Below are 20,588 nucleotides of genomic sequence, written 5' to 3' on the forward strand. Positions count from 1 at the left end.
CTGCAGGATTAACCCGCGATTTGCATCATCAGGTGACATAAAAACCAGCTGCAGGGCCGATTCGTCTGCCGACATGCTCCGGCTAGGCCTGTTCGCCGTGGGGCGTCACGCGCAATACCTCTTCCAGGCTGGTCGTGCCTTGAGCAACTTTTTGGGCTCCGGCCAGACGCAGACTGTCCATGCCGTCCGCAAGCGCCTGGCGGCGCAGGCTGTCGAGGTCCAGATCGCGCTGGACCAGCGCCTTGAGGGCGGCATTCATCGGCATGATTTCGTAGACGCCGGTGCGCCCGTGATAACCGGTGCCTCGGCACTCTGCACAGCCGACTGCCTGTTGGCAGAGAGCCGGGGCCGGGACTTGCAATGGTTGGGTCAGGTTCTGCCAGTCATCTTCGGCGATCTTGCAGGGGGCCTTGCAGTATGGGCATAGGGTTCGTACCAGGCGCTGGGCCATGACCCCGATCAGGGTGGCCTTGATCAGGTAATGGGGGACTCCCAGTTCCAGCAGGCGACTGATCGCTCCCGGGGCGTCGTTGGTGTGCAGGGTAGACAGCACCAGATGCCCGGTCAGTGCTGCCTGGATCGCCATCTCGGCGGTTTCCAGGTCTCGGATCTCGCCGATCATGATGATGTCCGGGTCTTGGCGCATCAGCGCGCGCACGCCGCTGGAAAAACTCAGGTCGATGTTGTGTTGGACCTGCATCTGGTTGAACGCCGGCTCGATCATTTCGATCGGGTCCTCGATGGTGCACAGATTGACCTCGGGGGTCGCGAGCTTCCTCAGGGTGGAGTAGAGGGTGCTGGTCTTGCCCGAACCGGTAGGGCCGGTCACCAGGATCATGCCGTGGGCCTTTGCGGTCATGGCTTGCCAGCGACTCAGGTCGTTGGTGCAGAAGCCCAACTGGTCGAAGTCCTTGAGCAGTACCTGGGGATCGAAGATGCGCATCACCATCTTTTCGCCGAAGGCCGTGGGCAGGGTTGAGAGCCGCAGTTCGATCTCGCTGCCTTCGGGTGCACGAGTCTTGACCCGACCGTCCTGAGGCTTGCGCTTTTCTGCGACGTTCATCCGCCCCAGGCTCTTGAGGCGGCTGACGATGGCCAGCGTCACCTGGGGTGGGAACTGATAGACAGTGTGCAGCACGCCGTCGATGCGAAAGCGCAGGGAGCCGTGTTCGCGGCGGGGCTCGATATGGATATCGCTGGCCCGTTGCTGGAAGGCGTACTGGAACAGCCAGTCGACGATGTTGACGATGTGGGCGTCATTGGCATCCGGCTCCTGGTCGTTGGTCCCCAGCTTGAGCAATTGTTCGAAGTTGCCCTGGTTACTGGTCTTCTGCTCGCTGGTGGCGCCCCTCACCGACTTGGCCAGGCGATAGAACTCCAGGGTCAGGCGCTGGATATCCGCCGGGTTGGCTACCACGCGCTGGATCGTGCGCTTCAGGGCATGGGCCAGATCGGCTTCCCAGGCTCTGACATAAGGCTGCGCGCTGGCCACCGTGACGCTCTGGGCGGCCACTGCCACGGCGAGAATCTTGTGCCGCTGGGCAAAGGCGTAGGACATCAAGGGGGTGGTGCTGGCCACGTCGATGCGCAAGGGATCGATGCGCAGGTAGGGTTGGCCGGCCTGTTCGGCCAGCCAGGAGGTGAGACTGTCCAGGTCCAGGTGCCTGCCCGGATGATGCAGGTCCGACAGCTGCTGACTGGCGATCACCTCCAGGGGATGCAGTGGATTGCGGGTCCCATGTCGCCGGGCTCTCATGGCCTGTTCGGCGGCGTCCTGGCTGATACGGCCCTGTACCAGCAGTTCACGCAGCAGCTCATTGAGGTCCAGCCAGCGGTCCTGAAGGGTATGCGCTGCGGTCATGGGAACTCCTTGGGGCGGTGGTAGAGACGATGTTCTCTGGCCGCAAACTGCCAAGAATAGTCCCGCGGGAGTGAGGGCCCGCCGGCCAAGGGTTGCAGGGTTTTTCCGGCCTCAGCCTGCGGCTTGCAGGTGCGATGGTTCGGCCAGTTCCAGCTCGACCGAACACACGCTGATCAGGTTGCGCAATTTGTCCCCGATCACCCGTGCCCGGTGCCAGCTCAAGCCGTCAAGCTCCACCTCGATATGCAGCGTGGCCTGTTGTTGCAGCACCGAGACTCGCTGCGGCACCAGGAACTGCAGGGCGAAATGGTTGAGTATCCGGCACAGCACGTCAGCCTCGGCCTCGGCCATCACCTGGTAGTGCACACGGCAGTGGGCATTGTTGAGGCTCCAGACATCGGCGCGGGGTGATTGGCTGGTGGCAGATTCGAGAGGGGGCATGGCGGTCTCCAGTTCAGTGGAGAAATTTTTACATGGGGTTCCGGGTATTTCTTATCTAAAATTGAGCCTATTTACTAAAAAATGAATTATTTGATTCAATATTTTATAAATTTAAGGATTGATTATGCATAGCGAGCTGGATGCCTATGACCGCCGGATCCTCGCGTTGCTTCAGGAGGATGCCTCGCTGTCCAGTGCGCAAGTCGCCGAACAGGTAGGGCTGTCCCAGTCACCGTGCTGGCGGCGGATTCAACGTTTGAAGGAAGAGGGGGTGATTCGCGGCCAGGTGACCTTGCTTGATCGCAAGAAAATCGGCCTTAACACGCAGATCTTCGCCGAGATCAAGCTCAACGCCCACGGACGTTCCAACTTCACCGAGTTCACCGAGGCGATTCGCGGTTTTCCGGAGGTGCTGGAATGCTATGTGCTGATGGGGGCGGTGGACTTTCTGTTGCGCATCGTGACTGCGGATATCGAAGCTTACGAGCGGTTCTTCTTCGAAAAACTGTCGATGGTGCCGGGGATTCAGGAGGTGAACTCGATCGTTGCCCTGTCGGAGATCAAGTCCACCACCAGCCTGCCGGTATTGCGCTGAGGAGTGTGGCAAGGAAGCTTGCTCCCTTGCCACTAGTCATATCCTTCAAGACCGGAGCTGCAATCACATGCGCAGCAGAGTTTTCCAGGCACGGTTCTGGAACACTGCAATGGCTTGCTGCTTACGAGCATCGAGGACTTCGTCGGTGATGGGCTCGTTGGCCAACTGCGTCAGTTTGTTCAGCTCACCGTAGAGGCGGTCCAGTTCAGCAATCTCCAGCACGGCACGGGCATGGTGCAGCCAGGCCTGGATGCGTTCGATACGCGGCAGTTGCTCGGCCAGGTCTTCCGGTTGTTGCTGGTAGCGTGGCAGTTGCAGGGCTGTGGCTTCCTCGGCCAACAAGCGTGGCAGCCAGCTGCCCAGTTGCGCGGCGCCCTGGCGGTGGCCACGGGTGTTGCGCTCGACAGTCCAGGCGCGGGCCAGCAGCCAACGCGAGGTGTTCAGGGAGAACAGGCCCCAGCGTACGTCCTGCAGTTCTTCAATGAATTGCTCCGGTGCGGCCTTGCGCACGTCTTCATCGTCGAGGCCGGCCTGTACCAGTGGGCGCCAGTCTTCCAGCAGGGCGTCCAGGGCACTGCGCAGCTCAGCGGTGGATTGGCGCGGCGCGGCTTGGCCCAGGCTGCTGGCCAGGGCCCGCAGTTCGGCAAGGCTATCGACCCAGTCCTGGAGCAGGCGCCAGTGGCCGTTGAAGCGATACTGCTCGGCCAGGCGCTGGCTGCTGCCCAGCAGGTGCCAGGCCAGTGCGGCGAAGGCATCGTCCAGGGGTGTTTCGGCACTCAACTGCACAGCGGGCAGGCTCAGGGAGTAGCTGCCGGCATCGAACAGGCGATAACCGCGCTCGGCCTTGCTGATGTCGCAGGGCATCAGCGGCAGGGTGAGGGCCAGCTCCGCTGCCAGCTCCAGCAGAGCGGCAGGTTCACCTTCGCGCAGTTCCAGTTCCAGCTCGCAGATTTCTTCCTTGTGCTTGCCGGCGATTACCTGGCCCAGGTCCAGGGCAGCCTCGATCACCACCTTGGCCTTGCCACGGCCCCAGGCGATTTCCGCGCGCTCGCGGACAAAGTCCGTGGTGAACAGCGGCTTGAGGGTCTTTTTATCCAGCTCGGCCAGGGCCTCTGGCCAGCACTCACCGTCGAGCTTTTTCAGGTCGAGCTTGGCTTTGGCCAGCTGCCAGTCGTATTCGTTGCGCTCGGACAGGCCGGCAACACTCTGGCCGCTGGTCTTGAGGGTCTGAATCACCGCGTCACCGTCGCGGCGCAGGCGCAGGGCGACTTTGGCCCGGGCCAGGTCGCGTTCTGGGGTGTCGAAGTACTGATTCATCAGTTCACGGCGTTCCCAGCCACTTTTGTTGCGTTTTTTCAGGAGCGGGTGCTCGCGCAGGGCGGCGAGAGTTTCGCGGCTGACGCGGAGTTTGATTTCGGTTTCTTTTTGCATGGCCGGAAAATCCAGGATCGGGAGCGCAGCCGGGGAAAGAGTTGGCTGCCAAGGCCGTGCAGTGTACAGGACAAGGCGCCTGGAGGTGCCGCGACGGTTTCTTCTGCAGGGCAACAGACCCTATGATGATCTTCATCTTGGGATTTCCGGAGCCAGCTCATGCCATTGCCGTCCATGAAGGATCAGTTTGCCGCACTGATCGCCGCGCCGTCGGTGAGCTGCACCCAACCTGCGCTGGACCAGTCCAATCGCCCGGTCATCGACTTGTTGGCCGGCTGGCTCGGCGATCTCGGTTTTTCCTGCGATATCCAGCAGGTCAGCCCGGGCAAATTCAACCTGCTGGCCAGCTTCGGCAGTGGCCCTGGCGGCCTGGTGCTGGCGGGGCACAGCGACACAGTGCCCTACGACGCTGCGCTGTGGCAGACCGATCCGTTGAAGTTGACTGAGGTCGATGGTCGCTGGGTCGGCCTTGGCAGTTGCGACATGAAGGGCTTTTTCGCCTTGATCATCGAAGCGGTGCGGCCTTTGCTGGACCAACCGTTCAAGCAACCGCTGCTGATCCTGGCCACTTGTGATGAAGAGAGCTCCATGGCCGGGGCGCGAGCCCTGGCGGAAGCCGGGCGGCCCCTGGGGCGCGCGGCGGTGATCGGCGAACCCACGGGCCTCAAGCCGATTCGCCTGCACAAGGGGGTGATGATGGAACGCATCGACATCCTCGGGCGTAGCGGCCACTCCTCGGACCCGACCCTGGGCCGCAGTGCTCTGGAGGCGATGCACGATGCGATTGGCGAATTGCGCGGGCTGCGTTTGCTGTGGCAACGCGAATTTCGCAATCCGCAGTTCAGCGTGCCGCAACCGACCATGAATTTCGGCTGCATCCATGGCGGCGACAATCCCAACCGTATCTGCGGCCAGTGCTCCCTGGAGTTCGACCTGCGGCCTCTGCCAGGCATGGATCCGCAAGTCCTGCGCGAGGCGATCCGGCAGAAGCTGCGGCCGATTGCCGAGCGTCATGAGGTGCAGATCGACTACGCACCACTGTTCCCAGCCGTGCCGCCTTTCGAGCAGCCGGAGGACGCCGAGCTAGTACGGGTCGCGGAAAGACTCACAGGACATCGCGCCGAAGCAGTAGCGTTTGGCACCGAAGCGCCTTATCTTCAGCGCCTTGGCTGCGAGACGCTGGTGCTCGGCCCGGGTGACATCGCCTGTGCTCACCAGCCCGGGGAGTACCTCGAAATGTCACGCTTGCAGCCTACCGTGCATCTACTACGGGAATTGATTGAACATTACTGCCTGACACCGACCCAATTTCAGTAAATTGCCGGTGCCTTTGTCCGTACCCATGAGGAGAGTAAGCGTGTTGCCAAGCCTGTTCCGACGATAACCATCAGCCCGCTGTGCGTTTCCCGTTTCGTCCTTTCATAGGCTGCTTTTTATTTACAGGCTCAGGTTCATGCCCGAATACGTCAATTGGCTTCGCCACGCGTCTCCCTATATCAACGCCCACCGCGACTGCACCTTCGTGGTCATGCTCCCTGGCGACGGTGTTGACCATCCCAACTTCGGCAATATCGTTCACGACCTGGTGCTGCTCCACAGCCTGGGGGTGCGTCTGGTACTGGTGCACGGTTCTCGTCCGCAGATCGAAGCCCGTCTGGCGGCGCGTGGCCTGACCCCTCATTACCATCACGGCCTGCGGATCACTGACGCGGCGACCCTGGAGTGCGTGATCGACGCCGTGGGCCAGTTGCGGATTGCCATTGAAGCGCGCCTGTCCATGGACATGGCCTCGTCGCCGATGCAGGGTTCGCGGTTGCGGGTTGCCAGCGGCAATCTGGTGACCGCCCGTCCGATCGGGGTACTGGAAGGCGTTGATTACCATCACACCGGCGAAGTGCGTCGGGTCGACCGCAAAGGCATCAACCGCCTGCTGGATGAGCGTTCCATCGTGCTGCTGTCGCCACTGGGCTATTCGCCTACTGGCGAGATTTTCAACCTGGCCTGTGAAGACGTGGCCACCCGCGCGGCCATCGACCTTGGAGCCGACAAACTGCTGCTGTTCGGGGCGGACCTGGGCCTGCTGGACGAAAATGGCAAGTTGGTACGCGAACTGCGTCCGCAACAGGTTCCGGCGCACTTGCAGCGCCTGGGTGGCAACTATCAGGCCGAACTGCTGGATGCAGCCGCCGAGGCCTGCCGAGGTGGGGTGGGTCGCAGCCATATCGTCAGTTATGCCGAAGACGGTGCCTTGCTGACTGAGCTCTTTACCCGTGATGGCGGCGGCACCCTGGTGGCCCAGGAACAATTCGAACGCGTGCGCGAGGCGGCGATTGAAGATGTTGGCGGATTGCTGGATCTGATCAGCCCGCTGGAAGAGCAGGGCATCCTGGTACGGCGTTCCCGCGAGGTACTGGAGCGCGAGATCGAGCAATTCAGCGTGGTCGAGCGCGAGGGCATGATCATCGCCTGTGCGGCCTTGTACCAGATCGCCGACTCCGATGCCGGCGAGCTGGCATGCCTGGCGGTGAACCCTGAGTACCGGCATGGAAAACGCGGTGACGAACTGCTGGAAAGGATCGAAACCCGCGCCCGTGCCCAAGGTTTGAAGACTTTGTTCGTCCTCACCACTCGTACTGCCCACTGGTTCCGTGAGCGGGGCTTTGTGCCCAGCAGCGTCGAGCGCCTGCCATCGGCCCGTGCCTCGCTGTACAACTACCAGCGCAACTCGAAGATTTTCGAAAAAATCCTCTGAGCCTGTTTTTCTGCGCAACCAGCCACTGCGATTCGATCAACTGATCGGATTGCAGTGGCTGGTTGCACATGTCAGAAAAATTTCATTTCGATACAAAAACTGTAACAAATTGACGGGAGGATAGGCTCTTAGCCATGATTGCGTCGCTTTTTTGATCCTGTGTGACGTTTTGAGCCTGAAACGCCTGGGGTCTTGGGGGCATGGATCGGGGAAATTCTTTTTAGCAATAAGCTTGCAGGCGTCTACGCTGGGATGTTCGGCGTATGAGTTGTGGGCTTTATTCCTGAAAGGCATGAAAAAGAATTAAACAATTCTTTTTGGGTTTATGAGTAATTCATTACCCTGCAAGGACCAAATCATTGCGATTAGACCATGGTCGTAGACACAGGTCGTTACGATTGACTTATCAGTCACGGTCTGGCGCTAATCGCGCATCTGTGGCAACCGGGCGTTCGATCCGGGGCCAGGAACCACAAGAATTAGAAACGAGAGGAGCGAAACATGAACAAGTCCACCTTGGCCCTGGCTGTGGCCGTAGGGGTTTTGGCGCAGCAGGCAGGCGCCGCTGGTTTTATCGAAGACAGCAAGGCCACCTTGGGGCTGCGTAACTTCTATATCAATACCGATAACCGCGACAGCAACACCAAAGCCGCAAAAGCCCAGAACAAGCAGGAAGAGTGGGGCCAAGGCTTCATCTTCAACTTCACCTCTGGCTACACCGAAGGCACTGTAGGTTTCGGCCTGGACGCAATCGGCTTGCTGGGCGTACGCCTGGACTCCGGCGGCGGCACCAATGGCGCGACCACCACGTCTTCCGGTGGCACCATTTTCCCGACTCACTCCTCCAGCGGCAAAAACGCTCTAGCGGTGAACGATTATTCCAGCCTGGGCCTGACCGGCAAGGTCAAGGTTTCCCAGACCGAGCTGAAGATCGGTACCTTGCAGCCGAACAACCCGGTGATCAAGTACAACGACGGTCGTCTGTTGCCACAAACCTTCCAGGGTGGCCAGATCACTTCGAACGAGATCAAGGACCTGACCCTGACCGCTGGCCAGATCGAACACGCCAAAGGGCGTAACTCGAGCAACAACGAAGGTCTGTCGATCGCCGGTGCCAACGCCAGCTCCAACTACGATGCCGGCAAGTTCAGCAACAAGTTCTACTACGGTGGTGCTGACTACAAGATCACCAAGGACCTGACCGCTTCGTACTACTACGGTGAGCTGAAAGACTTCTACTCGCAGAACTTCCTGGGCCTGGTGCATAACTGGTCCATCGGTCCTGGCGTGCTGAAGAGCGACCTGCGCTACTACCGTAGCCGCGACAACGGCTCCAATGGCGATACCGCTGCCTACTACACCAGCGGCTACTACCCGGACAACGGCCTGTCGACCATCACCAAGGGCAAGGTCGACAACAACCTGTACAGCTACCTGGCTCTGTACTCGGTTGAAGGTCACACCTTCGGTGGCGGCTATCAGTACAGCAACGGTGACAGTGACTTCCCTTGGCTGAACCAGGGTGACGGTTCGTCCAACAGCACCATCACCGACATGCAGATCCAGAAGTTCGCCCGTGCCGGCGAGCGTACCTGGCAAGCTCGCTACGCTTATGACTTCGCCAAGGTCGGCGTGCCTGGCCTGACCGCCGGCATCATTTACCTGCGTGGCAATAACATCAACACCGCCGGTAAGATCGGCGCTGACAAGAACCCGACTCTGGGTACTGGCGGCACCGAGTGGGAACGCGACCTGACCCTGTCCTACGTGGTTCCGCAAGGTCCGCTGAAGAACCTGGGTCTGACCTGGAAAAACGCCATGTGGCGTAACGACATTCCGGGCCAGCGCGACCAGGACGAAAACCGTCTGATCGTCAGCTACTCGATCCCGCTGAAGTAATTTCAGTTGAAGCCTCGCCCGGCGCAATGCCGGGCGAGGTATTGCTTCAAGTCAGGCCCACCCCCGTGAGCCCTTCCTGAATCCCCCTCTTTTTTACAGCGACTCAAGGCCTTCTCGAACCTTGTTGGGAAGGGTGGTCTTGCTATGTCTGTGAGTCCAGTGAAGAGATTTTTAATATTCCTTTTAGTTCTTGATAAATCGATATTTATTCTTTTTAAATATTCTTCGCTGCAGGCAGAGTAGCTCCATCAAGCACTCACAGGAGCAGCACTCATGAGCCTCAGACTGGGCGATATCGCCCCCGACTTCGAACAGGATTCCAGTGCCGGCAAGATTCGTTTCCACGAGTGGTTGGGTGACAGCTGGGGCGTGCTGTTTTCCCATCCGGCGGACTTCACTCCGGTGTGCACCACCGAGCTGGGTTTCACCGCCAAACTCAAGGATGAATTTGCCCAGCGTGGGGTGAAAGCCATTGCCCTGTCGGTGGACCCGGTGGATTCTCATCACCGGTGGATCGAGGACATCAACGAGACCCAGCACACCATCGTCAATTTTCCGATCCTGGCAGACGCCGATCGCAAGGTGTCGGACCTCTATGATCTGATCCATCCCAATGCCAACGACACCCTGACAGTGCGCTCGCTGTTCGTCATTGACCCGAACAAGAAAATTCGCCTGACCATTACCTACCCGGCCAGTACGGGGCGTAACTTCCATGAAATCCTCCGGGTGATCGACTCGCTGCAACTCACCGACAACTACAAGGTGGCCACTCCGGCCAACTGGCAGGACGGTGACGAGGTGGTCATCGTGCCGTCGCTCAAGGACGAGGAAGAGATCAAGCGCCGGTTTCCCAAAGGCTATCGCGCAGTGAAGCCTTACCTGCGCCTGACTCCGCAGCCCAATCGTTAACGCCTGATGCTTTTGTAGTAGCCGTTTTGCCGGCGAGGGCGGACGTGAGCTGAAGCAAGGTTCAAGGGCCTCTTCGCAGGCAAGCGGAGCGCCGTCTGGCTGCACTTACAGCGTTGGGGCTGATCGATCCATAAAGCAGGGGTTTTGGGCCGTTTCGACGGCCTATTTTTTTGCCTGGCGGTTTAGATATTGCATATTCATATATGGAATAAATAAATGAATAAATAAGATTTATGGATATAAAAATAGGCTGTTAAGGTCTGTCCAGTCCGGCGAGATCGCATCCCGCGAATCGCTTTATTTCGTTCAAGGAATCCCTGCATGCTGGTGGTCTCTCTCGGTGGCAGTCCCAGCCAACGCTCCCGTTCCGGAGTGCTGCTGGACTTGGCCAAGCGCTGGTTACAGCAGCAAGGCGTGGAAGTGGTCAGTTACCAGATACGGGACTTCCCGGCAGAAGATCTGCTCCACGCCCGCTTCGACAGCCCCAAGGTCATCGACCTGCTGCAACAGATCGAACAGGCCGACGGCCTGTTGATCGCTACTCCGGTGTACAAGGCATCGTTCTCCGGGGCGCTGAAAACCCTGCTTGACCTGCTGCCGGAGCGCGCCCTGAGCCACAAGGTGGTGCTGCCAATGGCCACCGGCGGCAGCATCGCCCATATGTTGGCGGTGGACTACGCCCTGAAACCGGTGCTCTCGGCCCTCAAGGCCCAGGAAATGCTGCAAGGCATCTTTGCCGAGGACAGCCAGATCGCCTACGGCGAAGGCAGTGTCCAGCCGCAGTTGGCCAAGGCTCTGGAGCAGCGCTTGAAGGAAGCCCTCGAGGAGTTTCACAGTGCCATGGCGCGTCGTCCCAAGCCCCTGGACCCTCATCTGCTGAATGAACGTTTGTTGAGTGCTCGCTGGAGCATTTGAGCCACATCCCTGATTGAAGTACTGGCCTTACTCGCCCGCCAACGGGCAAGCAGGTGCAGCCACAACCCCACAGCAAAAAGGAGAGCGCCATGCGCCCTGTCATTTTGCGTCGCGGTCTGGTCGCTCTGTTTGCTGCGGCTGTGTCCTTCGGCGTCATTGTTCAAGCTCAAGCCGAAACCTTGCGTATCGGTTATCAGAAATACGGCACCCTGGTGCTGCTCAAGGCCAAGGGCTCCCTGGAGAAGCGCCTGGCGCAGCAGGGCGTGGACGTGCAGTGGACCGAGTTCCCGGGTGGCCCACAGTTGCTAGAGGGGCTCAACGTCGGCTCCATCGACTTCGGCGTGACCGGCGAAACCCCACCGGTATTCGCCCAGGCTGCCGGTGCCGATCTGCTCTACGTGGCCTATGAGCCGCCAGCTCCCCACAGCGAAGCGATCCTGGTGCCCAAGGACTCGCCGATCAACTCGGTGCAGGACCTCAAGGGCAAGAAGGTGGTGCTGAACAAGGGCTCCAACGTGCATTACCTGCTGGTCCGCGCCCTGGAAGATGCCGGCCTCAAGTACAGCGATATCCAGACTGTGTTCCTGCCCCCGGCCGATGCCCGTGCGGCGTTCGAGCGTGGCAGCGTCGATGCCTGGGTGATCTGGGACCCCTACCAGGCGGCAGCCGAGCAGCAACTGCAGGCACGCACCCTGCGTGACGGCAGCGGCATCGTCGACAACCACCAGTTCTACCTGGCGACCAAACCCTACGCACAGCAGCACCCCGAGGTGATCAAGGCCCTGGTGGAAGAAGTGCGGGCCGTGGGCGAATGGTCCAAGGCCAACCCGCAGGAGGTCACCCAGCAGGTGGCGCCGCTGCTGGGTCTGTCTACTGAAATCACTCTGACCTCGGTGAAGCGCCAGGGCTACGGTGCGGCCTTCTTGACCCCGGAAGTGATCGCCGCGCAGCAGAAAATCGCCGACAGCTTCTATCAGCTCAAGCTGATTCCCAAGCCGCTGAGCATCAAAGACGTGATCTGGACGCCCACCGCCGCCGTGGCCAAAGCGCCGTAATTCGACCCCTTAGGAGACAACTCCATGAGCCTCAACATCTTCTGGTTCCTGCCCACCCACGGCGACGGCCATTACCTTGGTACCGCTGAGGGCGCTCGCGCCGTGGATCATGCTTACTTGCAGCAGATCGCCCAGGCTGCCGACCGCCTTGGCTTTGGCGGGGTGCTGATTCCCACCGGGCGTTCCTGCGAGGATTCCTGGTTGGTGGCGGCCTCGCTGATTCCGGTGACTCAGCGTCTGAAGTTCCTGGTAGCCCTGCGCCCCGGGATCATTTCCCCGACGGTGGCGGCGCGTCAGGCGGCAACCCTGGATCGGTTGTCCGGTGGCCGGGCGCTGTTCAACCTGGTGACCGGTGGCGATCCGGACGAACTGGCCGGCGATGGCTTGTTCCTCGACCATGAAGAGCGTTATCAGGCCTCGGTGGAGTTCACCCGTATCTGGCGGCGGGTACTGGAAGGCGAAACGGTGGACTACGACGGCCAGCACATCAGTGTGAAGGGCGCCAAGCTGCTCTATCCGCCGCTGCAGCAACCGCGTCCGCCGCTGTACTTCGGCGGTTCTTCGGAAGCCGCCCAGGACCTTGCCGCCGAGCAGGTGGAGATGGTCCTGACCTGGGGCGAGCCACCGGCCGCCGTGGCCGAGAAAATCCAGCAAGTGCGGGACAAGGCTGCCAAGCTCGGGCGCACTGTGCGTTTTGGCATCCGCCTGCACGTGATTGTCCGGGAAACCAATGCCGAGGCCTGGCAAGCCGCCGAGCGCCTGATTTCCCATCTGGACGACGACACCATCGCCCGGGCCCAGGCTTCCCTGGCACGCTTCGATTCCGTGGGCCAGCAGCGCATGGCAGCGCTGCATGGCGGGCGTCGCGACCAGCTGGAAGTGAGCCCCAACCTCTGGGCCGGAGTCGGCCTGGTGCGCGGTGGTGCCGGCACCGCCCTGGTGGGCGACGGTCCTACCGTGGCGGCGCGGATGAAGGAGTACGCGGACCTGGGCATCGACACCTTCATCTTCTCCGGTTATCCACACCTGGAAGAGTCCTACCGGGTGGCCGAGCTGCTGTTCCCGCACCTGGATATCGAGCGCCCCAAGCTGCCTGAAGCTGCAGGTTATGTCAGCCCGTTCGGGGAAATGGTGGCCAATGACATCATCCCCAAAGCCGCGTCCCAGAGCTGAGGTGCGGCCATGAATGGACAACGCATAGTGCATCGGCTGGCGCCCTGGGGGCTGCCGTTGCTGTTGCTCGCGGTGTGGCAACTGTCGGTGTCGGCGGGTTGGCTCTCGACCCGCATTCTGCCGGCCCCCAGCGCAGTGATCGAAGCCGGGGTCAGCCTGGTACGCAGCGGTGATATCTGGACCCATCTGGCGATCAGCGGCTGGCGTGCGGGGCTGGGTTTTGTCATCGGCGGCGGCATCGGCCTGGCGCTGGGCTTCATCACCGGTTTGTCGAAATGGGGCGAGCGCTTGCTCGACAGCTCGGTGCAGATGATCCGCAACGTACCGCATCTGGCACTGATTCCCCTGGTGATCCTGTGGTTCGGTATCGATGAGTCGGCGAAGATCTTCCTGGTGGCCCTGGGCACCCTGTTTCCGATCTACCTCAACACGTATCACGGCATTCGCAACGTCGATCCGGCGCTGGTGGAGATGGCTCGCAGCTACGGCCTGTCTGGCTTCGCGCTGTTTCGCCAGGTGATCCTGCCGGGGGCCCTGCCGTCGATCCTGGTGGGGGTACGTTTTGCCCTGGGCTTCATGTGGCTGACCCTGATCGTCGCCGAAACCATTTCCGCCAGTTCCGGTATTGGTTACCTGGCAATGAATGCTCGGGAGTTCCTGCAGACCGATGTGGTGGTGCTGGCCATCGTCATGTACGCGGTGCTTGGCAAGCTGGCGGATCTGGCGGCGCGTGGCCTGGAAAGGCTCTGGCTGCGCTGGCATCCGGCCTACCAAGTGGCCAAAGGCGGTGCCCAATGACGGCTCAACAACCCCCACGGCTGTTGCGGGGTATTCCCTTAGCCGTACACAAATTGCACAAGACCTTCGGTTCGCGGCAGGTGCTGCGGGAAGTCGATCTGCATATTCCTGCCGGTCAGTTCGTTGCGGTGGTCGGTCGCAGCGGTTGCGGCAAAAGCACTTTGCTGCGCCTGCTGGCCGGTCTCGATCAACCCACGGGCGGTGAGTTGCTGGCGGGCTCCGCGCCGTTGAGCGCGGCCATTGAAGATACCCGGCTGATGTTCCAGGAGGCGCGTTTGCTGCCCTGGAAAAAAGTCATCGACAACGTTGGGCTTGGACTCAAGGGCAACTGGCGGCCACAAGCCCTGGAAGCTCTAGAGGCAGTGGGCCTGGCAGATCGCGCCAATGAATGGCCAGCCGCTTTGTCCGGTGGCCAGAAGCAGCGCGTAGCCCTGGCCCGGGCCTTGATTCACCAGCCGCGATTGTTGCTGCTGGACGAGCCGCTGGGGGCGCTGGATGCCCTGACCCGGATCGAGATGCAGCAGTTGATCGAGCGTCTGTGGCAGCAGCATGGCTTCACCGTATTGCTGGTGACCCACGATGTCAGTGAAGCCGTGGCGATTGCCGATCGAGTGATCCTGATCGAGGACGGCGAGGTCGGTCTCGATCTGCATGTTGAATTGCCGCGTCCGCGGGTACGGGGTTCCCATCGCCTGGCGGCGCTGGAGACTGAAGTCCTCAATCGTGTGTTGTCACTGCCTGGCTCGCCGCCGGAACCGGAACCTGTTTCACCCTTGCCCACCCAGTTGCGGTGGGCGCTGTAAGAGCAGCGGCAAGTTTTCAGCGATAACTTGCAGCTCATTTCGATCCCCAGGAGAAATATCATGACCATTAAAGCCATCAACGTACGTAATCAGTTCAAGGGCACTATCAAGGAAATCGTCGAAGGTGATGTGCTGTCGGAAATCGACGTGCAAACCGCCTCCGGGATTGTCACTTCGGTGATCACCACCCGTTCGGTCAGGGAGTTGGAGTTGGCGATCGGTAGCGAAGTGATCGCCTTTGTAAAGTCCACCGAGGTGTCGATCGCCAAGCTGTGAGCGGTGCAACACAACAGCCTCGAAGGGTGCGAGTCCTTCGGGGCTTTTTCATGGGCGCTGTAAATAACGGTCAGATTTGATACTTTCCCTGCTTTCGGCAAGGCCTGAACAGTACTGACATGACAACAGAGCAGGGTCCAAACGTAGGGTATCTGGAGTTCGATCGCGACCATTGGTCTGCTTTGCGGGCTGGGGAACCCATGAGCCTGTCACCGTCCGAGATGGACACGCTGACCAGTCCGACCCAGCCCATGGCGTCCGAGGAGGTGAGGCAGATTCTGCTCCCGCTGTCGCGCCTGCTGCATTTGCATGCGGCACAGGTGCAGCCGCTCAAGGAGCCGCAGGCAGGCTTCAAGGCCCCTTATGTGATTGGCGTCTCGGGCAGCGTGGCAGTGGGCAAAAGCAGTTTTGCCAGGGTCTTGGCGGCTCTGTTGGCCTATTGGCCGGGAAAACCCAATGTGCACCTGGTGACCACGGATTCGTTTCTGTTTCCTTTGGCGACCCTTGAGGCAAAGAATATTTTGCACCGCAAGGGGTTTCCCGAGTCCTACGACGAGCCGCTGTTTGTGGATTTCCTGCAGGCCGTGTGCAAGAACGGCAAAGCCGCGCAGATTCCGGTCTACTCCCATGTTCGCTACGACATCCTGGCCGATGAAGCGCAGTCGGTAGAGGCGCCGGATATCATCATCCTGGAAGGCCTGAATGTGTTGCAGGGGGAGCAGGGGCAAGGCTTGAACGCGCTGGACTTCATCGACTTCTCCATCTATGTCGATGCATCGCCGGAGACGATCAAGACCTGGTATCTGGAGCGATTTGTCTACTTGAAGAACACCGCCTTCCAGTCGGCAGACTCTTACTTCAACAAGTACAAAGGGCTCTCCGATCCCGAAGCACTGTCAATGGCGTCTGCTACCTGGGATCGGGTCAACTTGAAGAACCTTGTCGAAAACATCCTGCCGACCCGAGAAAGGGCCAACCTGATCATCCATAAATCGGCGGACCATCACATCGACAGGCTGCTGTTGCGGCAAGTATGAGCGGGCTGGCGCTGTTCTCAGCGCGATGCTGGGCGCTTGGGCAGGTAGGGCGGTAGATAGAGACCCAGGTAGGCATCGAATACGCGCATGCCTTCTTCTGCCATGCGCGGGGTGATCTGCCCATGCTGTTGTACCGAGCGCGCGTACACCCGATCTCCCAACTCCATGGCCAGGGCGAATACATCCACGTCCTGGGGCAGCGTCGGCAGTTCGAAGTGGTGATTGAACAGCTTGTGCATCAGGTCGCCGAGTTCGATGTCGTGCTGGCGATCGGCCTGAGTCACTTCGGTCAGGCCGTGCTGCGCGAGAATCAGCTGGCGGGCCGCTGCATCAGCGTCGTAGATGACGAGCATGCGTTGTTCCACCAGGCGTGACAGATCGCGCCAGCTGTTGAGTTGGTCATGGTCGATCGGTGCTTGCAGGCAGGCGCGGAACCCGGCGTGGACGTCGGCGGTAAGGGCTTCCAGCAGGGCCGGGACGCTGGCGAAGAAGTGATAGACCGACGACGGTGGAATCTGTGCTCTTTCAGCCACGCTGTAGATCGACAGGCTGGCCACGCCCTCGGCCGCCAGCAGGGTCCGTGCGGCCTCGAGTATCGAGTCGATCCGGGCCTGGCTGCGTGCACGGGGTTTGCGAAGAGGGGCAGTGCGCGTCATCGGTGTCTCCTACAGGGCAGCGGGCATTGTACGTCAGCGGTTACGGATCACCGGCGCAAAAAAACGCCGCGGGCTGTTGAGCCCCGCGGCGTTGTTTTCTACAGCAACCGTTTAAACGGTGTGCAGGTACCAGTTGTACTCGAGGTCGGAGATGGAGTGTTCGAACTCCTCCAGCTCGCTCTCTTTACAGGCGACGAAGATATCGATGTATTTCGGGTCGATGTACTTGGCCATGACTTCGCTGTCGTCCAACTCGCGCAGTGCATCGCGCAGGTTGTTCGGCAGGCTCTGCTCGTTCTGCTCGTAGGAGTTGCCTTCCACCGGAGCACCGGGTTCGATCTTGTTGGTCAGACCGTGGTGCACGCCCGCCAGGACCGAAGCCATCAGCAGGTAAGGGTTGGCGTCGGCGCCGGCTACCCGGTGCTCCAGGCGGACCGCGTCGGCAGAGCCGGTCGGTACGCGCAGGGCTACGGTGCGGTTGTCCAGGCCCCAGCTCGGCGAATTGGGTACATAGAACTGCGCGCCGAAACGACGGTAGGAGTTGACGTTCGGGCAGAGGAAGGCCATCTGCGCCGGTAGGGTCTCGAGCACACCGCCGATCGCGTGACGCAGTGCGGCGTTCTGCTCGGGATCCTCACTGGCAAAAATGTTTTTGCCGTCTTTGTCGAGAATCGAGATGTGGACGTGCAGACCGTTACCCGCCTGGCCAGGGTAAGGCTTGGCCATGAAGGTGGTGTCCATCTCATGGTCGTAGGCGATGTTCTTGATCAGACGCTTGAGCAGTACCGCGTAGTCGCAGGCCTTGATCGGGTCGGCAACGTGGTGCAGGTTCACTTCGAACTGCGCCGGAGCACTTTCCTTGACGATGGCGTCAGCTGGGATGCCTTGCTCTTTCGCACCTTCCAGAATGTCCTGGAGGCAGTCGACATATTCGTCGAGGTCGTCGATCAGGTAGACCTGTGTCGAGTGCGGACGCTTGCCGGAGATCGGCGAGCGCGGAGGTTGTGGGCGACCGTTCACGTTCTCCTGGTCGATCAGGTAGAACTCCAGCTCGAACGCTGCGCAGATGGTCAGGCCGAGATCGTCGAACTTGGTCACGACTTGACGCAATACTTCGCGGGGGTCGGCGAAGAAAGGTTCGCCTTCCAGTTCGTGCATGGTCATTAACAGTTGCGCGGTAGGGCGCTTCTGCCAGGGTTCATTGCACAGGGTATCGGGGATTGGATAGCAGATTCGGTCAGCATCACCGATGTCCAGGCCCAGGCCGGTGCTTTCCACCGTAGAGCCATTGATATCCAGGGCAAAGAGGGAGGCCGGCAGGTTGATGCCTTTCTCGTAAACCTTGTGGAGGCTGGTGCGTTCGATGCGCTTGCCGCGCACCACACCATTCATATCCGCAATTAGAAGGTCTACGTACAGAACCTCAGGATGATCCTTAAGGAACGCGTTCGCTTCATTAAGCTGAACGGCACGCGGGGGTACCGACATGATGCAACACCTTTGTTGTTAAAAATATCAATCATTGATCTTTTCTGGTTTCAGTCAACCCGAACGGCTTGCCGAAGTCAAGTAAGGCCTTTTATGCCCTAATAAAGGGCCGACAAGGCCCTTTTGAGGCAAAACGGGGCGTTTTTTGGGCCTCGAGTCACTTGGGTGCCGCAGGCTTGAGCGGGCCGTGTTGTATTTTTTACGGGGGTGTTGTGTAAAAAAATGAACAAGGCTAAGCTCGAATCAAACCCATAACAGCAATAATACCGGGGTGTTTCATGTCTCGCCTGCCGTTAATCGGCGTCACCGCCTGTTCCAGGCAGATCGGTCTGCATGCCTATCACATCAGTGGCGACGAGTATGTCCAGGCAGTAGCCAGCGCCGCCCACGGCGTGCCGGTGATTCTTCCTTCCCTGGCAGAACTGCTTTCCCCGTCCGATATTCTGGACGGTCTGGACGGCATTCTCTTTACGGGCTCCCCTTCCAATATCGAACCTTTTCACTATCAGGGTCCTGCCAGCGCGGCGGGCACTGCTCATGATTCTGCACGGGACGCTGCCACGTTGCCACTGCTGAGCGCCGCCGTTGCCGCCGGGATTCCGGTGCTGGCTATCTGTCGCGGTTTTCAGGAAATGAACGTGGCCCTCGGTGGCAGCCTGTATCAGAACGTGCATGAGGTGGAGCCTTTCATGGACCACCGCCACGCGGAGCAGCCCGAGCAGCCCCTGGATGCCTGGTACGCGCCCGCTCACGAGCTGCATATCCAGGCCGGCGGGATACTGGCGGGCCTGGGCTTGCCGCAAAAGATGCAAGTCAACTCGATTCATGCTCAAGGCGTTGAACGTCTGGCGCCGGGCCTGCAGGTTGAGGCACAGGCTCCTGACGGGTTGATAGAGGCGATCTCTATCAAAGGAGGCAAGGCTTTTGCTTTGGGGGTGCAATGGCACCCCGAATGGCAGGTAAGCTCCAATCCTCACTACCTTGCCATCTTCCGGGCATTTGGTGATGCCTGCCGCAAGCGGGCAACACAACGCGACGCCCATGCGTCAAACAACGCCTGACCTAATAAAGAGTCAGGAAACTCAGCCTAGAGGCATTTATGAGTAACAACCTCGACCAGCTCACCGATTGGTTGAAAGACCACAAGATCACAGAAGTCGAATGCATGATCGGCGACTTGACCGGTATCACCCGGGGCAAGATCTCGCCGACCAACAAATTCATTGCCGAGAAAGGCATGCGTTTGCCCGAGAGCGTGCTGCTGCAGACCGTGACCGGCGACTATGTCGAAGACGACATCTATTACGACCTGCTGGATCCTGCGGACATCGACATGATCTGCCGCCCGGACCAGAACGCCGTGTTCCTCGTGCCGTGGGCCATCGAGCCCACCGCCCAGGTGATCCACGACACCTACGACAAGCAAGGCAACCCCATCGAGCTGTCGCCGCGCAACGTCTTGAAGAAGGTCCTCAAGCTCTATGCCGACCACGGCTGGCAGCCCATCGTGGCGCCGGAGATGGAGTTCTACCTGACCAAGCGCAGCGACGACCCGGACTACCCGTTGCAACCGCCGGTGGGCCGCTCCGGCCGCCCGGAAACCGGTCGCCAATCCTTCTCCATTGAAGCCGCCAACGAATTCGACCCGTTGTTCGAGGACGTCTACGACTGGTGCGAGCTGCAGGAGCTGGACCTCGACACCCTGATCCACGAGGACGGCACGGCGCAGATGGAGATCAACTTCCGTCACGGCGATGCCCTGTCCCTGGCCGATCAGATCCTGGTGTTCAAGCGCACCATGCGTGAAGCCGCGCTCAAGCACGACGTCGCCGCGACCTTCATGGCCAAGCCGATGACCGGCGAGCCTGGCAGCGCCATGCACCTGCACCAGAGCATCATTGAGATCAGCACTGGCAAGAATGTTTTCTCCAATGAAGACGGAACCATGAGCCAGCTGTTCCTCAATCATATCGGCGGGTTGCAGAAGTTCATCCCCGAGCTGCTGCCGCTGTTTGCCCCCAACGTCAACTCGTTCCGCCGCTTCCTGCCCGACACTTCGGCGCCGGTGAACGTCGAGTGGGGTGAGGAGAACCGTACCGTGGGCCTGCGGGTGCCGGATGCCGGACCACAGAACCGCCGGGTGGAAAACCGCCTGCCGGGCGCCGACGCCAACCCCTACCTGGCCATTGCTGCCAGCCTGCTGTGTGGCTACATCGGCATGGTCGAAGGCCACAACCCGAGCGCGCCGGTGGTCGGTCGTGGCTACGAGCGCCGTAACCTGCGCCTGCCGTTGACCATCGAGGATGCGCTGGAACGTATGGAAAACAGCAAGACCATCGAAAAATACCTGGGCCACAAGTTCATCACCGGTTATGTCGCGGTGAAGCGGGCCGAGCATGAAAACTTCAAGCGCGTGATCAGTTCGTGGGAGCGGGAGTTCCTGTTGTTCGCCGTCTGATCCGCCGGGCGCCACTGCCCGCCAGTGGCGCCTTCACT

At 60.2% G+C, this 20,588-nt stretch carries 19 protein-coding genes; 14 read left to right on the plus strand and 5 right to left on the minus strand.

Annotation, left to right across the window (positions count from 1 at the left end; all coding sequences use genetic code 11):
* Nucleotides 1–82 precede the first annotated feature (82 nt).
* Both GV819_RS02175 and GV819_RS02180 read right to left on the minus strand, forming a co-directional pair.
* Nucleotides 83–1,861, minus strand: coding sequence for a GspE/PulE family protein (locus GV819_RS02175; RefSeq protein WP_161753039.1), 1,779 nt, complete (start codon nt 1,859–1,861; stop codon nt 83–85).
* A 111-nt stretch (nt 1,862–1,972) separates the two neighbouring features.
* Nucleotides 1,973–2,302 carry a hypothetical protein gene (locus GV819_RS02180; RefSeq protein ID WP_161753041.1) on the minus strand — a complete coding sequence of 110 codons (330 nt, stop codon included), beginning with the start codon at nt 2,300–2,302 and terminating at the stop codon, nt 1,973–1,975.
* 124 nt (nt 2,303–2,426) lie between these two features.
* On the opposite strand from GV819_RS02180, the gene GV819_RS02185 reads away from it, so the two are divergent.
* Complete coding sequence (locus tag GV819_RS02185; protein ID WP_161753043.1) at nt 2,427–2,897, plus strand: Lrp/AsnC family transcriptional regulator; 471 nt, start codon at nt 2,427–2,429, stop codon at nt 2,895–2,897.
* A gap of 63 nt (nt 2,898–2,960) precedes the next feature.
* Here GV819_RS02185 and GV819_RS02190 read toward each other — a convergent pair whose 3' ends face one another.
* Nucleotides 2,961–4,328 (minus strand): inorganic triphosphatase, encoded by a 1,368-nt coding sequence (locus tag GV819_RS02190; RefSeq protein ID WP_161753045.1) that lies wholly within the window; start codon nt 4,326–4,328, stop codon nt 2,961–2,963.
* 159 nt (nt 4,329–4,487) lie between these two features.
* Between GV819_RS02190 and argE the strand changes: the two genes are divergently transcribed.
* The 11 genes from argE (at nt 4,488) to coaA (ending at nt 15,948) form a co-directional block, all read left to right on the plus strand.
* Nucleotides 4,488–5,645, plus strand: a complete 1,158-nt coding sequence (gene argE / locus GV819_RS02195; protein WP_161753047.1) for an acetylornithine deacetylase — start codon at nt 4,488–4,490, stop codon at nt 5,643–5,645.
* 136 nt (nt 5,646–5,781) lie between these two features.
* Nucleotides 5,782–7,080, plus strand: coding sequence for an amino-acid N-acetyltransferase (argA, locus tag GV819_RS02200; RefSeq protein ID WP_161753049.1), 1,299 nt, complete (start codon nt 5,782–5,784; stop codon nt 7,078–7,080).
* A gap of 501 nt (nt 7,081–7,581) precedes the next feature.
* Entirely contained in the window at nt 7,582–8,979 is a 1,398-nt protein-coding gene (locus GV819_RS02205; protein WP_161753051.1) for an OprD family porin, read from the plus strand.
* A gap of 273 nt (nt 8,980–9,252) precedes the next feature.
* Nucleotides 9,253–9,891, plus strand: coding sequence for a peroxiredoxin (locus GV819_RS02210; protein WP_161753053.1), 639 nt, complete (start codon nt 9,253–9,255; stop codon nt 9,889–9,891).
* Nucleotides 9,892–10,212: 321 nt separating this feature from the next.
* Nucleotides 10,213–10,806 (plus strand): NADPH-dependent FMN reductase, encoded by a 594-nt coding sequence (gene ssuE, locus GV819_RS02215; RefSeq protein WP_161753055.1) that lies wholly within the window; start codon nt 10,213–10,215, stop codon nt 10,804–10,806.
* An 89-nt stretch (nt 10,807–10,895) separates the two neighbouring features.
* On the plus strand, nt 10,896–11,861 hold the full coding sequence (locus GV819_RS02220) for a sulfonate ABC transporter substrate-binding protein (RefSeq protein WP_161753057.1): 966 nt from the start codon (nt 10,896–10,898) through the stop codon (nt 11,859–11,861).
* Between the two features lie 24 nt (nt 11,862–11,885).
* Complete coding sequence (ssuD, locus tag GV819_RS02225; RefSeq protein WP_161753059.1) at nt 11,886–13,034, plus strand: FMNH2-dependent alkanesulfonate monooxygenase; 1,149 nt, start codon at nt 11,886–11,888, stop codon at nt 13,032–13,034.
* A gap of 9 nt (nt 13,035–13,043) precedes the next feature.
* Nucleotides 13,044–13,832 carry an aliphatic sulfonate ABC transporter permease SsuC gene (gene ssuC / locus GV819_RS02230; protein WP_161753061.1) on the plus strand — a complete coding sequence of 263 codons (789 nt, stop codon included), beginning with the start codon at nt 13,044–13,046 and terminating at the stop codon, nt 13,830–13,832.
* Nucleotides 13,829–14,635, plus strand: coding sequence for an aliphatic sulfonates ABC transporter ATP-binding protein (ssuB, locus tag GV819_RS02235; protein ID WP_161753063.1), 807 nt, complete (start codon nt 13,829–13,831; stop codon nt 14,633–14,635). The genes ssuC and ssuB overlap by 4 nt, the downstream gene beginning before the upstream one ends.
* A gap of 60 nt (nt 14,636–14,695) precedes the next feature.
* A complete protein-coding gene (locus tag GV819_RS02240) occupies nt 14,696–14,911 on the plus strand; it encodes a TOBE domain-containing protein (RefSeq protein ID WP_007928303.1) in 216 nt (71 codons plus the stop codon).
* 119 nt (nt 14,912–15,030) lie between these two features.
* Entirely contained in the window at nt 15,031–15,948 is a 918-nt protein-coding gene (gene coaA, locus GV819_RS02245; protein WP_161753065.1) for a type I pantothenate kinase, read from the plus strand.
* A gap of 17 nt (nt 15,949–15,965) precedes the next feature.
* Here the strand turns inward: coaA and GV819_RS02250 are convergent, their stop codons facing one another.
* Nucleotides 15,966–16,604 carry a TetR/AcrR family transcriptional regulator gene (locus GV819_RS02250; RefSeq protein ID WP_161753067.1) on the minus strand — a complete coding sequence of 213 codons (639 nt, stop codon included), beginning with the start codon at nt 16,602–16,604 and terminating at the stop codon, nt 15,966–15,968.
* A 111-nt stretch (nt 16,605–16,715) separates the two neighbouring features.
* Nucleotides 16,716–18,092 (minus strand): glutamine synthetase family protein, encoded by a 1,377-nt coding sequence (locus tag GV819_RS02255; protein ID WP_161753069.1) that lies wholly within the window; start codon nt 18,090–18,092, stop codon nt 16,716–16,718.
* Between the two features lie 278 nt (nt 18,093–18,370).
* On the opposite strand from GV819_RS02255, the gene GV819_RS02260 reads away from it, so the two are divergent.
* Together GV819_RS02260 and GV819_RS02265 are read left to right on the plus strand one after the other, a co-directional pair.
* Nucleotides 18,371–19,153: a gamma-glutamyl-gamma-aminobutyrate hydrolase family protein gene (locus GV819_RS02260; protein WP_161753071.1), complete on the plus strand. Its 783-nt coding sequence runs from the start codon at nt 18,371–18,373 to the stop codon at nt 19,151–19,153.
* Nucleotides 19,154–19,191: 38 nt separating this feature from the next.
* The gene (locus GV819_RS02265; RefSeq protein ID WP_161753073.1) at nt 19,192–20,550 is read left to right on the plus strand and encodes a glutamine synthetase family protein; all 1,359 of its coding nucleotides are present in this window, start codon (nt 19,192–19,194) and stop codon (nt 20,548–20,550) included.
* The last annotated feature ends 38 nt before the right edge of the window (nt 20,551–20,588 follow it).

The organism is Pseudomonas sp. Fl5BN2 (genome assembly GCF_009908205.1).
Taxonomy (GTDB): Bacteria; Pseudomonadota; Gammaproteobacteria; order Pseudomonadales; family Pseudomonadaceae; genus Aquipseudomonas.

Coding starts and splice junctions, on each gene's coding strand:
- GV819_RS02175 (WP_161753039.1), bottom strand. CDS start 1,861: ATGACCGCAGCGCATACCCTTCAGGACCGCTGGCTGGACCTCAATGAG.
- GV819_RS02180 (WP_161753041.1), bottom strand. CDS start 2,302: ATGCCCCCTCTCGAATCTGCCACCAGCCAATCACCCCGCGCCGATGTC.
- GV819_RS02185 (WP_161753043.1), top strand. CDS start 2,427: ATGCATAGCGAGCTGGATGCCTATGACCGCCGGATCCTCGCGTTGCTT.
- GV819_RS02190 (WP_161753045.1), bottom strand. CDS start 4,328: ATGCAAAAAGAAACCGAAATCAAACTCCGCGTCAGCCGCGAAACTCTC.
- argE (WP_161753047.1), top strand. CDS start 4,488: ATGCCATTGCCGTCCATGAAGGATCAGTTTGCCGCACTGATCGCCGCG.
- argA (WP_161753049.1), top strand. CDS start 5,782: ATGCCCGAATACGTCAATTGGCTTCGCCACGCGTCTCCCTATATCAAC.
- GV819_RS02205 (WP_161753051.1), top strand. CDS start 7,582: ATGAACAAGTCCACCTTGGCCCTGGCTGTGGCCGTAGGGGTTTTGGCG.
- GV819_RS02210 (WP_161753053.1), top strand. CDS start 9,253: ATGAGCCTCAGACTGGGCGATATCGCCCCCGACTTCGAACAGGATTCC.
- ssuE (WP_161753055.1), top strand. CDS start 10,213: ATGCTGGTGGTCTCTCTCGGTGGCAGTCCCAGCCAACGCTCCCGTTCC.
- GV819_RS02220 (WP_161753057.1), top strand. CDS start 10,896: ATGCGCCCTGTCATTTTGCGTCGCGGTCTGGTCGCTCTGTTTGCTGCG.
- ssuD (WP_161753059.1), top strand. CDS start 11,886: ATGAGCCTCAACATCTTCTGGTTCCTGCCCACCCACGGCGACGGCCAT.
- ssuC (WP_161753061.1), top strand. CDS start 13,044: ATGAATGGACAACGCATAGTGCATCGGCTGGCGCCCTGGGGGCTGCCG.
- ssuB (WP_161753063.1), top strand. CDS start 13,829: ATGACGGCTCAACAACCCCCACGGCTGTTGCGGGGTATTCCCTTAGCC.
- GV819_RS02240 (WP_007928303.1), top strand. CDS start 14,696: ATGACCATTAAAGCCATCAACGTACGTAATCAGTTCAAGGGCACTATC.
- coaA (WP_161753065.1), top strand. CDS start 15,031: ATGACAACAGAGCAGGGTCCAAACGTAGGGTATCTGGAGTTCGATCGC.
- GV819_RS02250 (WP_161753067.1), bottom strand. CDS start 16,604: ATGACGCGCACTGCCCCTCTTCGCAAACCCCGTGCACGCAGCCAGGCC.
- GV819_RS02255 (WP_161753069.1), bottom strand. CDS start 18,092: ATGTCGGTACCCCCGCGTGCCGTTCAGCTTAATGAAGCGAACGCGTTC.
- GV819_RS02260 (WP_161753071.1), top strand. CDS start 18,371: ATGTCTCGCCTGCCGTTAATCGGCGTCACCGCCTGTTCCAGGCAGATC.
- GV819_RS02265 (WP_161753073.1), top strand. CDS start 19,192: ATGAGTAACAACCTCGACCAGCTCACCGATTGGTTGAAAGACCACAAG.